The organism is Advenella mandrilli, from assembly GCF_016595155.1.
Classification (GTDB): Bacteria; Pseudomonadota; Gammaproteobacteria; order Burkholderiales; family Burkholderiaceae_B; genus Advenella; species Advenella mandrilli.
The window spans coordinates 190,358-204,538 of the sequence record NZ_JAENGP010000004.1 but is presented as its reverse complement, the minus strand read 5'-3'; the positions used below and the strand labels follow the sequence as shown (position 1 = coordinate 204,538).

The window sequence follows — 14,181 nt, the reverse complement described above, 5'->3', positions numbered from 1 at the left end:
TATGGATAACAGCATGATCTGGTTGGTATTGGCATTGTTAAGTGTCGCTGCCGCCATCTTGTTCTGGTTCGCCTTGCAGGGGTTGCTGGCCGCTTTCCGTAAATATGAACATGATTTCAAGCATTTGACTCAAAAAAACATGAGTGATTTTTTTCTGTTTTTTGATCCGGTGCAGCTGTGGACGGTTGCGTTGCTAATGGGGGCGTTCACGGTGGTGTTGATCTGGTTTCTGTTTAATAGCCTGCCAGTTGCAGTGGCAACGGGTTTGGTGGTTTTGTTGGCACCCCGTCATGTGCTGTCGCTGTTAAGACAGCGTCGTCTTAATCTTTTTGACCGGCAGTTGCCAGATATGTTGCTGTCCCTGTCGGGGGCGTTGCAAGCGGGCACGGGGGTGCAAAATGCCCTCAAACTGTTGGTTGAAGAGGCACCGGCGCCTTTGAGTCAGGAAATTGGCCTGATGCAGCGGGAGCAGCGACTGGGTTTATCATTTGAACAGGCGTTGGACAACCTGGCTCAACGCATGCCTTCGGAAGCGACAAGTCTGGTGGTGTCCGTATTGAAGATCGCCACCCAAAGCGGAGGAAACCTGTCCGAGGCGCTTGACCGGATCTCCCTTACTTTACGGTCACGCATACAGATTCAGGGGCGCATCAAGGCGCTAACTTCTCAGGGAAAAATGCAGGCCTGGGTGATGTCCTGCTTGCCCGTTGGCTTGATGCTGGTGCTTAACCTGATTGATCCGGCGTCCATGCGGTTTTTATGGGAAACCCCGATGGGTTGGGCTGTGCTGGCTATTATTGTGGTGCTTGAAGTAGCCGGGGCATGGATGATCAGAAAAATCGTGTCCATTGATATTTAGGAGCTGGTCTTGAAATTCTGGTTAAGTATAGGTGCTGCGGGGGTTTGTTTTTACCTGTGCGTGTTTCTGCTGCTTAGGCCTGGCATGCAGGGGGCATCATTGCCCGCAGGTCATTCGTCGCCATGGCTGTTAAGGCTGCTTTGGCCCTGGGTAGAGCAAGTGGGACGGTTTGTGCAGCCATTTTTATCCTGGAAGTACCGGCTCCGGGTCGAGAAAGAATTACGTCATGCAGGCCTGGAACGCAAACTCACGTGCATGAATATGAGTGCCTTGCAGTGGTTGGCAGGCGTGGCAGGCGCTTTGCCAGTGCTGTTTGCCGGTACACAGTTATTGTCCTGGTCGTTTGGCCTGGCTTTGTGTGTCGCGATGGTGTCAGCTCCTTTTTTTGGCTGGTTGCCCCGGCACTGGGTACGTTTGCAGGGCAAGCAAAAGCAACGCCAGATATTAAAGGCCTTTCCTTTCATGCTTGATATGACCACCCTGTGTGTGGAATCGGGGCTTAACCTGCAGGGGGCGCTTATCCAGACGGCCCGCTTAAGCCCGGAAGGCCCCTTGCGTCAGGCGCTTGGACATGCGCTTAATGACATGCGTGCCGGCATGCCGCGGCTTGACGCCTTGCGGGCCATGGCAGACCGGACTGGGGTGCAGGCATTACGGCAATGGGTCACGGCCATGGCACAGGCCGATGCATTAGGCATGGGGTTAGGGCCCATATTGCGGGCGCAGTCCGACCAGCGACGGTCAGAGCGTTTTTTGCGGGCTGAAAAACTGGCCATGGAAGCGCCTGTCAAAATGCTTTTACCCCTGGTGTTGTGCATTTTTCCCTGTACCTTTATTGTGATTGCTTTTCCGATTGGCATGAAATTGCTTAACTCAGGTTTGTCTTAATGAAGCTGTATCATGCAAGCACGTTTTGGCAACGCTTCAAAGGCTTGCTTGGCAAGAAAAACTGGCCCCGCAACCAGGCCTTGTTAATTCGACCCTGCAACAGTGTTCATACGGTTGGTATGCGGTTTCCAATATCCGTGATTTTTCTTGCTCGTGATTATCGGGTGCTTAAAGTGGTGCCTTGTTTAAAACCATGGCAATTTGCTTATTGTCGCAAGGCATATTGTGTGCTAGAGCTGGCAGCCGGTGTTTTGCCAAATAATGAACCGCTTTGTTTCAGGCAAGCTTGCCAGCTGGTGGAAGAAATTTTTTAAAATGCCATAAAAAAGACAGCCAGAAATCGTTGGAGGTTTTCTGAACAGAGCAAAATTGTGCTCATCAATTACCCGGCATGGCAGCTTGAAGGGTAAAAATGCAAATATATTGTTTTATCTTGAAAATTAACCCCCAGGATGAAACAATTTTTAACAGCTTTGTCGTAGAATAAATTGTTTATATTCATCAGGCATGGTTTTATGTTTGGTTATAAGATGCCAACCGTTTCGTATGGTTTTTTCTTGGCCAATGCTATTTCCCAGGCCGTATTTTTAATTTATAACTATTTTGCAGGGACAACAAATGAGCTATAAAGCGCCAATTGAAGATATTTCCTTCAATCTGAAAGATATGGGGTTATTGGACGATGTTTTGCCATTGCCCGGATTTGAAGAAGTTTCTGAAGATGTGGTAGATGCGGTGCTAGAGGAAAATGCCCGTTTCGTGGAAGAGGTGGTCGCGCCGCTTAATGTGGTTGGCGATCGTGAACATGCCATCTGGCACGATGGGCAGGTAAAAACACCGCAAGGTTTCAAGCAGGCGTTTGAAATTTTTGCTGCCGGTGGCTGGCAAGGTTTGCAGCATGATGCCGAACACGGCGGCCAGGGCTTTCCAAAAGTGGTGGCAGCTGCCACCTCTGAAAACCTGAACGCTGCCAACTTGTCTTTTTCCTTATGTCCCCTGCTTACCGATGGTGCCATAGAAGCGATTACCCAGGCGGGTACTCAAGAGCAAAAAGAAACCTTTATTCCCCCCATGCTTGAAGGGCGCTGGACTGGCACCATGAACCTGACCGAACCGCAAGCCGGTTCGGATCTGGCTTTGGTGAATGCCAAAGCAGTTCCACAAGAAGATGGCACCTACCGTATTTTTGGCCAAAAAATCTTCATTACCTACGGAGAGCACGATATGGCAGAAAACATCGTGCATCTGGTGTTGGCCCGTACCCCCGGTTCACCAGCGGGCATCAAGGGCATTTCCCTGTTTATTGTGCCTAAGTTTCTGGTTAATGAAAATGGCAGCCTGGGCAAGCGTAATGATGTCTGGTGTGCCTCACTGGAAGAAAAACTGGGTATCAATGCCAGTCCTACTGCCGTGCTGCTGTTTGGCTCAGGCAAGTCGGAAGAAGTGGGTGAAGGGGCCATTGGTTACCTGGTAGGCCAGGAAAACCAGGGCCTGCAGTATATGTTTATCATGATGAATGCCGCTCGTTATAACGTGGGTATTCAGGGTATCGCCGTTTCCGAGCGAGCTTTGCAGCAGGCCCAGGAATACGCACAGGAACGGGTCCAGAGCAATGCCCTGGAAGGGTCTGCCGGGCCGGTGCCCATTATTAACCACCCCGATGTGCAGCGTATGCTGGCCACCATGCGCGGGCTTACCGAGGGTGCGCGTGCAGTAGCCATGTATGCGGCCCGGGCCAATGATCTATCCTTAAATCACCCCGATGAATCCGTTCGGACCAGTAACAAGGCGGTTTATGAGTACCTGGTACCCATTGTGAAAGGGTTCTCTACTGAAAATGCCATTGAAGTCGCTTCATTGGGTGTACAGGTGCATGGTGGCATGGGTTTTATAGAAGAAACCGGCGCTGCCCAGTATTATCGTGATGCCCGCATTTTATCTATTTATGAAGGCACCACGGCTATTCAGGCCAATGATTTTGTAGGGCGCAAAACCTTACGTGATGGTGGGGCTGTAGCCAGGGGCTTTATTAAAGCCATGCAAGAGACCGTGGCCGAACTGGAGCAACAGGCAGGCAGCAGGCAGCTGGTTTTTATTGCCGCCCAACTGAAAATTGCCATCCAGGCCTATGAAGCCAGTACCGGTTACGTGCTTGAAACCGCCACAGAGGGGAATTTGCGGGCCGTTTTCATGGGCAGTGTGCCATTCCTGATGTTGTCCGGTTATGTGCATGCCGGTTGGCAACTGGCTCGTGCCGCGCTTAAATGCCAGGGTCGCTCTGAAGCTTTTTACACACAAAAACAGGCCACCGCCGTTTTTTATGCCGCGCATTTGCTGCCGCGTGTATCTGCCTTGTCGGCCGCCGTACTGGCCGGAGACCTGGCCCAGGACAGTCTGGCTTATTTGAAAACGGTTTAACAGGATCGTTTTTCAGGCCATTTCCGTTTTGGGGTGTGGCCTGACTATTTGCGGCTGTCCTTCATAAAACCGCTTGCCCTTTCCCTTTCTGAAAGGCAGGCGGTTTTTTGTTGCGTTTTCGCCAAGGCTAAAATAATCACTTGCCAAAAGTACTGTATAAATATACAGTACTACTTATCGCAGGCATAGTTGCGATATCCCAGGTTAGGGTCCTGGTACTTCTGCCGGGTATGGTTAGCGCCATATCCGGCAGTTCCGAACTTTCAGGAGGCTAAAATGCAAGCAGCTAAACTTTCTTCATCGGGCTCAATCCGCCGTCATATGGCTAACGATATTTCCTGGTCTCCCTACGACCAAACGTATGCCATGCTAAACAATCCAAAACTGGGTTGCTATTCGCGCAAAAACCACCTGTCTTTAAGGCAAAAATTTATGGATGTCTGTTCGGCGGTGGTATGGGCGGTTGCCATTCCGCTGGTACTGTTTATTGGCACCATGGCCGGTTACTAGCATAAATGTCTAGCCTGGTGTTGTACAAATATTACTTTATATTGGGTATAAAACGGTTTTAAATGCCTTAAGCATAAGAATACACTGGCTTTTATCCGTTTTAAGAGATATAATTTTCTGCTTTATTGTATTCATCCTCTGGCGGCTTTGCAGGTAAAGGGTTACTTGCAAGTACGGCGTAAAAATAAATGCTTAGTATCAGTTTTTAGCCGTGAATGATGATTTAAGGAGTTCTTATGAACCTTATCGAACAACTCGAGAAAGAAGAGATTGATCGCCTGACAGGTGGTGAACCCACTGTTGAATTTGCACCTGGCGACACCGTTATTGTTAACGTAAACGTGGTTGAAGGTACCCGTAAACGTGTGCAGGCTTACGAAGGTGTTGTTATTGCCAAACGTAACCGCGGTCTGAACTCAGCGTTCATCGTACGTAAAATTTCTTCCGGTGAAGCCATCGAGCGTACATTCCAGCTGTACTCTCCCACTATCGCTTCCATCGTTGTAAAACGTCGTGGTGATGTGCGTCGTGCCAAACTGTACTACTTGCGCAACCGTTCCGGTAAGGCTGCTCGTATTAAAGAAAAACTGGTTCGTAAAACAGTGGCTGCATAATTTCATACCTTTTATGAAATTTAGTTGTCCCTGAAGAAGAAAGCACCTATAGTTTATAGGTGCTTTTTTTATTTCTTAAGGATTTATATTTGTCAAAAGAAATTCTCAGGCTCAGAAAAAAAATAATACTGCCTTTTGATCCGGTTATCCAGCCTTGGACGCCTGCCAGCGAGAACCTGTCTCCGGTGCCGGGCTCTTTATTGACGACCGATTTATTCCACAAGGCATTTGATCATCGTTTTATCTGGCAGGCAGAGTCTTTGCTGCATGACTGGAATGATGTCAAATTCACAGAGAACCAAACTTATATTGATGCAGCGGTCCTGTTGCCGCTGGTATATGTCAACAAAGAAATCCATGTCATTTTAACCCGACGTTCTGCCCGCCTTAAAAATCATGCCGGGCAAATCAGTTTTCCCGGGGGCAGGGTAGAAGAAAGTGATTTATCCGCCAAAGAGGCGGCCTTGCGTGAAACGGAAGAGGAAATTGGTATTCCGGCTAACAGCATAAAGGTGGTGGGGCAGTTGCCAGATTTGTTTACCGGTACCGGTTTTCTGATGAAGCCGTATGTGGGTTGGGTTGACGAGGGTTTTTCAATCCGCACAGACAGCAATGAGGTGGAAGAAGTGTTTTATGTCCCACTGTCTTTTTTCATGGACCCACGCAACCACCGTTTGCATAATGCAAAACTGCCCGATGGCACCGTACGAAGTTATTTTTCAATGCCCTGGAACTCCTATTTTATATGGGGGGCAACGGCATCGGTTATTAGAAACCTGTACCATCGCCTGCATCAGGCAGCTGCCTGAACCGGTATTATTGAACCGGTCCTAAAAAGCTGTATGGCAACCTGCTTAACAAGGATTGATACGCTTAACGAGAATCAATATCGCGTGGCACTCTGGTTTTCCAGCAGGATCCGTTCATACAGTTCATGACGTTTGTTGCTAATGACCCCTTGCTTTAACGCGGCCAGTACGCCACATCCCGGTTCATGCAAATGGGTACAGTTGTAAAAACGGCACGATTCGATATGCGTTTTGAACTCTGGAAAGCCATTGGCGACATCGGTTTGCGTTAAGTGGTAAAGACCAAACGCCTGAAAGCCCGGAGAGTCTATAAGGCAACCCGTATTGTTGGGTAAATGATACAGGCGGGTACTGGTGGTGGTGTGCTTGCCCGTGCCCAAGGCCACCGAATGTTCTTGGGTATGGGCCCGGGCATGTGGAATAAGTACATTTAAAATGCTGGATTTACCCATGCCGCTTTGTCCCAGCAGCAGGCTGGTTTTATCTTTTAGTAATGGCAGCAAGTCCTGTTTTAATTGTTCGGGCTCATGAATGCTACTTGAAATAATGGGAACACCTAGTTCACGGTAAATTTCAAGTGATTCCTGTGCGCGTGCCATGCCGCTGGTCAGGTCGCATTTATTCAGCAGGATAATCGGGCTGATGTCGGCGCTCCAGGCACCGGTTAAGGCACGGCCGGTCAGGTCTTCAGAAAAAAATGGTTCGGTGGCTACCACAATAAGCAGCTGGTCTACATTGGCGGCAAATTGCTTGGAACGCATTTCGTCCGAGCGGTAAAGCAGGTTTTTGCGCGTCAGGGTTTCTTCAATGCTGCCTTCGTCCTCGGCTTGTGGCTGGATGCGAACAAAGTCACCCACGCAAATACCGGTTTTTTTGCCCCGGGTGTAGCATTGCCGGGTTTGTCCATTTTCCAGTTCAACAATGTAATGTCTGCCGTGTGCAGAAATAACGCGTCCTTTCATGTGCTTACGCCTTTGAGCCGGTTAATAAATGCCGGATACGTATAGATGCCGGCGGATGGCTGTCATAAAACGCCGAGTGTATGGGGTCGGGTGTAAGGGTGGCGGCATTGTCGTCATAAAGTTTGACCAGGGCTGAAACCAGTGAGCTGGCTTCAGCCTGTTGGCTTGCGTATTGATCTGCCTGGAATTCGTCTTTGCGGGAAAACCAGCTAGCCAGGGGAGACAGCAGGAAAGTAAATACCGGTACGGCCATGAAAAACAAAATAAGTGCCAGCGCATCATTATTGCGCTCCAGTGAGGGCATCACCCCCAGGCCTTCATAAAACCAAAGGGTATTTTTCACATAACCCAGCAAGGCAAAAAACACCAGGGCAATGAAGAAGCTGATGAGCATCCGCTTGATAATGTGTTTGTGCTTGAAGTGACCCAGTTCATGGGCAAGGACGGCTTCAATTTCAGCGCCATTCAGCTTGTTCAGTAAAGTGTCAAAAAACACAATGCGCCGTGATTTGCCAAAGCCGGTAAAATAAGCGTTACCATGGGCGGAGCGTTTTGAGCCATCCATCACAAACAAACCATTCAGGGTAAAGCCGCAGCGCGTGGCCAGTTTATTAATGCGTTCGGCCAGCTCGGGGTTGTCAAGCGGCGTGAACTTGTTGAACAGCGGCGCAATAAAAGTGGGATACAAATACAGGATAAGCACATTGAATCCAACCCAGAGTGCCCAGGCCCAGAACCACCAGGCATTGCCTGCCTCAGCCATTAGCCATAAAATGGCGGCCATTAGGGGCAGGCCAAGAATAAGGCTAATCACAAGACCTTTGATAGAATCGCTAATGAACAGTTTAAGGGTCATGCGATTGAAACCGTATTTGGCTTCAAGCTTGAACTGACGCCATAAACTGAAGGGCAGGTGCAACAGGCCGGTAATTATGCTAACTGAAGCAAGCAAGGCCAGCTGGCGCCACATATCTGCTGAAAATTGTTGTTGCAAGAATATGTCCAGCAGGTGTAAGCCACCTAACAGGGTAAAGCCAATCAGTATCATTGCATCAAATATCCACTCTGTTATCCCCAGTTTCATGCGTTCAACCGTATAATCAGCTGCCCGCTGGTGGCTGTGCAGGCTTATTTTTTCTGAAAATTCGGCAGGAACTGCGTTGCGGTGTTGGCTGACATGACGTATTTGACGGCTTGAAAGCCAAAGCTTGACAAGGGTTTCAATACCCAGAAACAGGATAAATAAGAATGTAAACAGCGTAGTTGTCATATGTTAATGATGGCTCTGTGCGAAAATAACGAAACTCAGTATTAAGGATAAACGAAAATGGCAGTAAATGATTTGCGACTGGTTTGGTTGGATATGGAAATGAGCGGTCTGGATCCTGAAAAAGAAAAAATTCTGGAAATAGCCGTTGTTATAACCGAACCGGATCTTACTATTGTGGCTGAAGGGCCTGTATTGGTCATTCATCAACCTGATAGTGTATTAGATGCCATGGATAAATGGAATACGTCCACCCATGGTAAAAGTGGATTAATTCAAAAAGTTAAAGATTCCACTTTAACAGAAGGGCAGGCTGAAGACATTTTGATTGAATTTATGTCTCAATATGTTCCCAAAGGTGCCTCACCACTGTGTGGCAATACCATTAGCCAGGATCGCCGCTTCATGTTTAAATACATGCCCCGTTTTGAACAGTATTTTCATTACCGGAATCTGGATGTCAGTACCCTTAAAGAGCTTTCCCGTCGCTGGAAGCCCGAGGTTTACAAGGGTTTTGCCAAGAAAAGCAAGCACGAGGCCCTGGCGGATATTCACGAGTCGATTGAGGAAATGAAGTACTATCGGGAACACTTCATTAAAGTGTAAACGGATAGGGGTGTTGGCGAAGATATGAATACATTAATCGGGCAGGCAGGCCCTCAGGGAATTGCCGGTATTGGTACAGACCTGATCTATATTCACCGGATACAGGCGTCTTATGATCGTTTTGGCCTACGCTTTGCAAAGCGCATTTTGGGGCCGGAAGAAATGATCAAGTTTGAGGGACGTTACCGGCGTGATGCGGCCCGTGGCATTCGTTTTCTGGCGACCCGTTTTGCCGCTAAAGAGGCTTTTTCCAAGGCTATCGGGCTGGGCATGCGGATGCCCATGTACTGGTCTGGCATGCAAACCCTGAATGCGGCCAGCGGCAAACCCATGGTGGTGCTGGCCGAGCCGCTTAAAACCTGGTATGAACAACGGTTTGGTACGGCGCATGTGTCTGTTACCGACGAATCTGATCTGGCCATGGCATTTGTCCTGGTTGAATCTAAAAAAGGACAATAAAAATGCAGTCATTGGCAGTACCGCCCGGACCCGTTATGGTTGATGTGCAGGGCACGCAGTTAACCCAGCGCGAAAAAGAACGTTTGCGTCACCCGTTGGTGGGGGCGGTTATTTTGTTTGCCCGCAATTATGAAAGCCCCGAACAGCTAAGTGCACTTACCCGGGAAATCCATGAAGTCCGGAAAGCGCCTCTGCTGATTGCGGTTGACCATGAAGGGGGGCGGGTACAGCGTTTCAAAACCAACGGTTTTACACACTTGCCCGGCATGCGCGAATTGGGGTGTTATTGGGAGAAGGATCCGCAGTCGGCCATTCGTGCCGCCACTGAGCTGGCTTATGTCATGGCGGCCGAGTTGCGTGCCTGTGGGGTGGATTTTACCTTTGCACCGGTACTCGACCTTGACTATGGGGTCAGTCAGGTGATTGGCAGTCGTTCTTTTCACCGCGATCCCAAGGTGGTGAGCACATTGGCGCGAGCCATTATTCAGGGGCTTTGCCTGGCGGGTATGGCGGCCTGTGGCAAACATTTTCCGGGGCATGGCTTTGTGGAAGCCGATTCCCATTTGGCCATTCCGGTGGATGAGCGTACCCTGGATGAAATCATGAATGAAGATGCGCTGCCATACCAGTGGCTGGGTGATATGGTTTTGCCCGCTGTGATGCCCGCCCATGTTATTTATCCCAAGGTTGATAATTCACCTGCCGGTTTTTCCCGGAAATGGGTGCAGGATATTCTGCGCCGGCAACTTGTCTATAATGGGGCGGTGTTCTCTGATGATCTTACGATGGAAGGTGCATCGGTCGCTGGCGATATCGTCGCACGTGCGCAGGCAGCCCTGAACGCCGGTTGTGATATGGTGCTGGTGTGCAACCGTCCTGACCTGGCTGATGAATTGCTTGAACGGCTTGAATTTGCCATTACAAGCGAGTCCATTGAACGGATTCAGCGCCTGATGCCAGCCATGCCTTTCATGAATTGGGAAGCCTTGCAATTGAATAAGCGGTACCAAGATGCCCGAGCCTTTCGACATAAAATCGTTTCTGAGTGACCTGCCTCATTTGCCGGGTGTTTACCGACACCTGGATGAAAATGGTACGGTCCTTTATGTGGGCAAGGCGCGTGACCTGAAGAAAAGGGTTTCTTCCTATTTTCAGAAAACCCCGTCCAGTCCGCGTATTGCCCATATGGTGGCCCGCGTGGTGCGTCTGGAAGTCACTGTCACGCGCTCCGAGGCCGAGGCCCTGATTCTTGAGAATAATCTCATTAAATCATTGCGCCCGCGCTATAACATCTTATTCAGGGACGACAAATCCTATCCCTATTTAATGGTTAGCGATCATGCGTTCCCGCGGATTGTGTACTATCGGGGCAGCACCAGCAAGAAAGGGCGCTTTTTCGGACCCTATCCAAACTCCTGGGCAGTGCGGGAAACCATTCAGATACTGCAAAAAGTGTTCCGCTTGCGCACCTGCGAAGACACGGTGTTTGCCAATCGTTCCCGTCCCTGTTTGCTACACCAGATCGGGCGCTGTTCCGCGCCTTGCGTGCAGGCCCTTTCCGAAGAGGCTTATCGCCAGGATGTCGAAAGGGCGGTGCGTTTTCTGGATGGCCAGGCCAGTGATGTGATTGATGATATTGAAAAACGCATGATGGCGGCTTCCGGTGCCCTGCAGTTTGAGCAGGCGGCCGTTTTGCGTGACCAGATGCATGCCCTGGCCACTGTGTTGCACCAGCAATCCATGGAAGAAGCCGGTGGTGGTGATGTGGATATTATTGCGGTGGAAATGCTGGGTGGCAAAGTGTGTGTCAACCTGGCCATGGTGCGCGGCGGGCGGCATCTGGGCGACAAAGCTTTTTTTCCCGTCCAGACCGATGGCGATACCCCTCCTGATGTTCTAAACGCCTTTGTGGCCCAACATTATCTTGAGAATGTACTGCCTCCCTTGTTGATCTGTTCCCACTCTTTGGCTGAACCGGAGCTGCTGGAGATGCTTAATGAGCATGCCGGTGGCAAGGTGAAAGTGCGTTTGCAGACACGTGTTCAGGGCGTTAAAAAAGCCTGGCTTGAGCAGGCCGTGAAAAATGCCCAATTGGCCCTGTCGCGGGTGTTGTCCGAGTCGACGGCAAAGGCGGCGCGTACGCTGGCATTGGCTGAACTGCTTGGTCTGGATACCGATGAGAATGCGCTGGATGAAATGCGTATAGAATGTTTTGACATTAGCCATACGGCCGGAGAGGCCACCCAGGCCTCATGTGTGGTTTATCTTCATCATGACATGCAATCTTCGCACTATCGTCGTTACAATATTGCCGGCATTACGCCCGGGGATGATTATGCCGCCATGCGTCAGGTTCTTGAACGGCGATTTTCCCGAGTGGCTGATGCCGAATCGCCCATGCCCCAAGTGGTGTTAATTGATGGTGGCAAGGGGCAGGTGGAAATAGCGCGGCAGGTATTTGAGGAATTGGGTCTGGATACGAGTGTGATTGTTGGCGTGGCTAAGGGAGAAGGGCGTAAACTGGGGTTGGAAACCTTGGTGTTTACCGATGGACGCGCCCCAGTGGCGCTGGGACTGGGGTCTCCGGCGCTCATGTTGGTGGCTCAGGTACGCGATGAAGCACACCGCTTTGCAATTACCGGTATGCGAGCCAAGCGAGCCAAAGCCCGTAATGTATCAAGACTTGAGGAAATTGAAGGGGTTGGCACGAAACGCAGACAGAAATTGCTGGCACGCTTTGGCGGTTTTTCTGGCGTGGTATCAGCCAGTATTGATGATTTACGGTCGGTAGAAGGAATTTCGCAGGCTTTGGCAGAACGAATCTACGAATCACTAAGATAGTGTTAGGATTACACCTTATGAAAACAATGAATATACCCATTATTTTGACTTGGATGCGGGTTGGCATGATCCCGCTGGTCATTGCCCTGTATTACCTGCCAACCGAGTGGATGGGGGTTCATCTGCGCGATACGATTGGTGCGCTGGCTTTTATTGTGGCAGCGCTAACCGACTGGCTTGATGGCTGGTTGGCCCGACGCTGGAACCAGACGTCTTCTTTTGGTGCGTTTTTAGACCCGGTTGCCGATAAGCTCATGGTTTGTGCCGCCTTGCTCATCTTGCTCGACCTGGGACGCCTGGATTCTTTTATTGCACTTATTATTATTGGGCGCGAGCTCACAATCTCTGCTTTGCGTGAATGGATGGCCACTATTGGTGCACGCGATAGCGTGGCCGTGCACTGGCTGGGCAAACTCAAAACCACGGCACAAATGGTGGCTATTCCCTGTTTGATGTTTGCCCAAACCTGGCAAGGTATTCCTTTTTACCAAGTAGGGCAGGTGCTTATTTATGTGGCTGCCTTGTTAACCGTATGGTCCATGTTTTACTATATGCGCAAGGCATGGCCCATTATCCGGAAGCAGGCCTGAAAAAGGCCGCGTGAAAACATGAATTAACCACTCGTATCAGGGTGGTTAATTTTTACAAAAATAAAACAGATGTGAGACATGAATACTCAAACAGTATCCGCTGATACAAACATAGATGAAAAAAAAGCCGCTGCCCGTGACTGGCAAGTTATTTCTCTGGTCGGAGTGGTGCATGCGGGCTCCCACTTTTTTCAGCTGGTGCTGCCATCCCTGTATATTTCCCTTAACCGGGAGTTTGGTTATAGCTTTGTCGAGCTTGGCCTGGTCACCACGGTATTTTTTGTGGTTTCCATGTTAGGACAGGCCAGTTCAGGCTTTATTGTCGATAAAAAAGGTGGCCGGCCGGTATTGCGTTTTGGTTTGGCATTTATGGCGCTTTCCGCTTTTCTCATCGCTGTGGCGCCCGGGTATCCGGTATTGCTGTTAGCGGCAATTATCGGGGGAATGGGTAATGCCGTATTTCATCCTGTGGATTTTTCCCTTCTTAATCAGCATGTCGGGCCTAAACGGCTAGGGCATGCGTTCAGTGTGCACGGGGTGTCGGGTAACCTGGGCTGGGCATTTGCGCCTGTTTTCATGACATTCATGATTGTCACCACCGGCTCATGGCGCATTGCAGCGGCAGCGGCCGGTGTTTTGTTGCTGCTATTGCTGTTGCTCACGTATATCAAGGCCGGTTTAATTGCGCCAGTCAAACACACTAAACAGGCTACACAGCCAGAACCTCACCAAACCATGGGGTTTGCTGAAAAATTGTTGCTTTTGCTTAAAAATCCGGCCTTATGGGGCGCATTCATCTTTTTTGCTTGCGGTGCGATTGCCTTGTCATCGGTACAGAACTTTACGGTACCTATTATGGATGCCCTTTATGGTACCAGTAAAGAAGTGGCCAGTGCGGCCTTGTCTTTATACATGGTCTCAGCAGGGGTGGGGTTGTTAATTGGCGGTTTTCTGGCAGGCACAACTAGCCATACTGAAAAAATAGTGGGTGCGGCCCTGTTTGCTTCGGGATTGGCATATTTACTGTTGGCCAGTGGTCTTGTTCTATCTTCTTTTGCCGTTTTCGGCTTATGTGTCGCCGGTTTCTTGTTTGGCCTGGCCGGGCCCTCACGCGATATGCTTATCAGGCGGGTGGCGCCCAAAGGGGCCATGGGTTCGGTTTACGGACTGGTTTATTCGGGCATGGATGTCGGTTCTGCGCTGGGGCCGGTCGCTTATGGTGCCATGCTTGATTACGGCCAGTATTCGGGGCCATGGATTGGGGCCGGGTTGGCCTCGTTTGTTGCCGTCGCAGCCGCCTTCTGGGTTGCATATTGCGCAAAATTAAAAGGTTTGTAATAAGGGTTGTTATGACAGTC

15 protein-coding genes are annotated in these 14,181 nt (G+C 49.9%); 13 read left to right on the top strand and 2 right to left on the bottom strand.

Features of this window, described 5'->3' with window-relative positions:
* The first annotated feature begins 1 nt into the window (after window position 1).
* The 7 genes from JHL22_RS05510 to JHL22_RS05480 all read left to right on the top strand — a co-directional run bounded on the left by JHL22_RS05510 (window position 2) and on the right by JHL22_RS05480 (window position 6,098).
* Window positions 2-859, top strand: coding sequence for a type II secretion system F family protein (locus JHL22_RS05510; RefSeq protein WP_234041127.1), 858 nt, complete (start codon window positions 2-4; stop codon window positions 857-859).
* Between the two features lie 9 nt (window positions 860-868).
* Window positions 869-1,747, top strand: a complete 879-nt coding sequence (locus JHL22_RS05505) for a type II secretion system F family protein (protein ID WP_200234763.1) — start codon at window positions 869-871, stop codon at window positions 1,745-1,747.
* Complete coding sequence (locus tag JHL22_RS05500; protein WP_200234761.1) at window positions 1,747-2,061, top strand: DUF192 domain-containing protein; 315 nt, start codon at window positions 1,747-1,749, stop codon at window positions 2,059-2,061. The genes JHL22_RS05505 and JHL22_RS05500 overlap by 1 nt, the downstream gene beginning before the upstream one ends.
* A 304-nt stretch (window positions 2,062-2,365) precedes the next feature.
* Window positions 2,366-4,165, top strand: coding sequence for an acyl-CoA dehydrogenase (locus JHL22_RS05495; RefSeq protein ID WP_200234759.1), 1,800 nt, complete (start codon window positions 2,366-2,368; stop codon window positions 4,163-4,165).
* A 276-nt stretch (window positions 4,166-4,441) separates the two neighbouring features.
* On the top strand, window positions 4,442-4,675 hold the full coding sequence (locus JHL22_RS05490) for a hypothetical protein (protein WP_200234756.1): 234 nt from the start codon (window positions 4,442-4,444) through the stop codon (window positions 4,673-4,675).
* 236 nt (window positions 4,676-4,911) lie between these two features.
* A complete protein-coding gene (rplS, locus tag JHL22_RS05485; protein ID WP_200234754.1) occupies window positions 4,912-5,289 on the top strand; it encodes a 50S ribosomal protein L19 in 378 nt (125 codons plus the stop codon).
* An 89-nt stretch (window positions 5,290-5,378) separates the two neighbouring features.
* A complete protein-coding gene (locus tag JHL22_RS05480; RefSeq protein ID WP_234041126.1) occupies window positions 5,379-6,098 on the top strand; it encodes a CoA pyrophosphatase in 720 nt (239 codons plus the stop codon).
* A 74-nt stretch (window positions 6,099-6,172) separates the two neighbouring features.
* Here JHL22_RS05480 and rsgA read toward each other — a convergent pair whose 3' ends face one another.
* The gene (rsgA, locus tag JHL22_RS05475; RefSeq protein ID WP_200234752.1) at window positions 6,173-7,060 is read right to left on the bottom strand and encodes a ribosome small subunit-dependent GTPase A; all 888 of its coding nucleotides are present in this window, start codon (window positions 7,058-7,060) and stop codon (window positions 6,173-6,175) included.
* Window positions 7,061-7,064: 4 nt separating this feature from the next.
* A complete protein-coding gene (locus JHL22_RS05470; RefSeq protein ID WP_200234750.1) occupies window positions 7,065-8,330 on the bottom strand; it encodes a M48 family metallopeptidase in 1,266 nt (421 codons plus the stop codon).
* Window positions 8,331-8,387: 57 nt separating this feature from the next.
* On the opposite strand from JHL22_RS05470, the gene orn reads away from it, so the two are divergent.
* The 6 genes from orn to JHL22_RS05440 all read left to right on the top strand — a co-directional run bounded on the left by orn (window position 8,388) and on the right by JHL22_RS05440 (window position 14,161).
* Window positions 8,388-8,933 carry an oligoribonuclease gene (gene orn / locus JHL22_RS05465; protein ID WP_200234748.1) on the top strand — a complete coding sequence of 182 codons (546 nt, stop codon included), beginning with the start codon at window positions 8,388-8,390 and terminating at the stop codon, window positions 8,931-8,933.
* Window positions 8,934-8,957: 24 nt separating this feature from the next.
* Window positions 8,958-9,392, top strand: coding sequence for a holo-ACP synthase (acpS, locus tag JHL22_RS05460; protein WP_200234746.1), 435 nt, complete (start codon window positions 8,958-8,960; stop codon window positions 9,390-9,392).
* Between the two features lie 2 nt (window positions 9,393-9,394).
* A complete protein-coding gene (gene nagZ, locus JHL22_RS05455; RefSeq protein WP_200234744.1) occupies window positions 9,395-10,441 on the top strand; it encodes a beta-N-acetylhexosaminidase in 1,047 nt (348 codons plus the stop codon).
* Complete coding sequence (uvrC, locus tag JHL22_RS05450) at window positions 10,404-12,233, top strand: excinuclease ABC subunit UvrC (RefSeq protein ID WP_200234742.1); 1,830 nt, start codon at window positions 10,404-10,406, stop codon at window positions 12,231-12,233. The genes nagZ and uvrC overlap by 38 nt, the downstream gene beginning before the upstream one ends.
* A 17-nt stretch (window positions 12,234-12,250) precedes the next feature.
* On the top strand, window positions 12,251-12,823 hold the full coding sequence (gene pgsA / locus JHL22_RS05445) for a CDP-diacylglycerol--glycerol-3-phosphate 3-phosphatidyltransferase (RefSeq protein ID WP_200234740.1): 573 nt from the start codon (window positions 12,251-12,253) through the stop codon (window positions 12,821-12,823).
* 78 nt (window positions 12,824-12,901) lie between these two features.
* On the top strand, window positions 12,902-14,161 hold the full coding sequence (locus JHL22_RS05440) for an MFS transporter (protein WP_200234738.1): 1,260 nt from the start codon (window positions 12,902-12,904) through the stop codon (window positions 14,159-14,161).
* Window positions 14,162-14,181 lie beyond the last annotated feature (20 nt).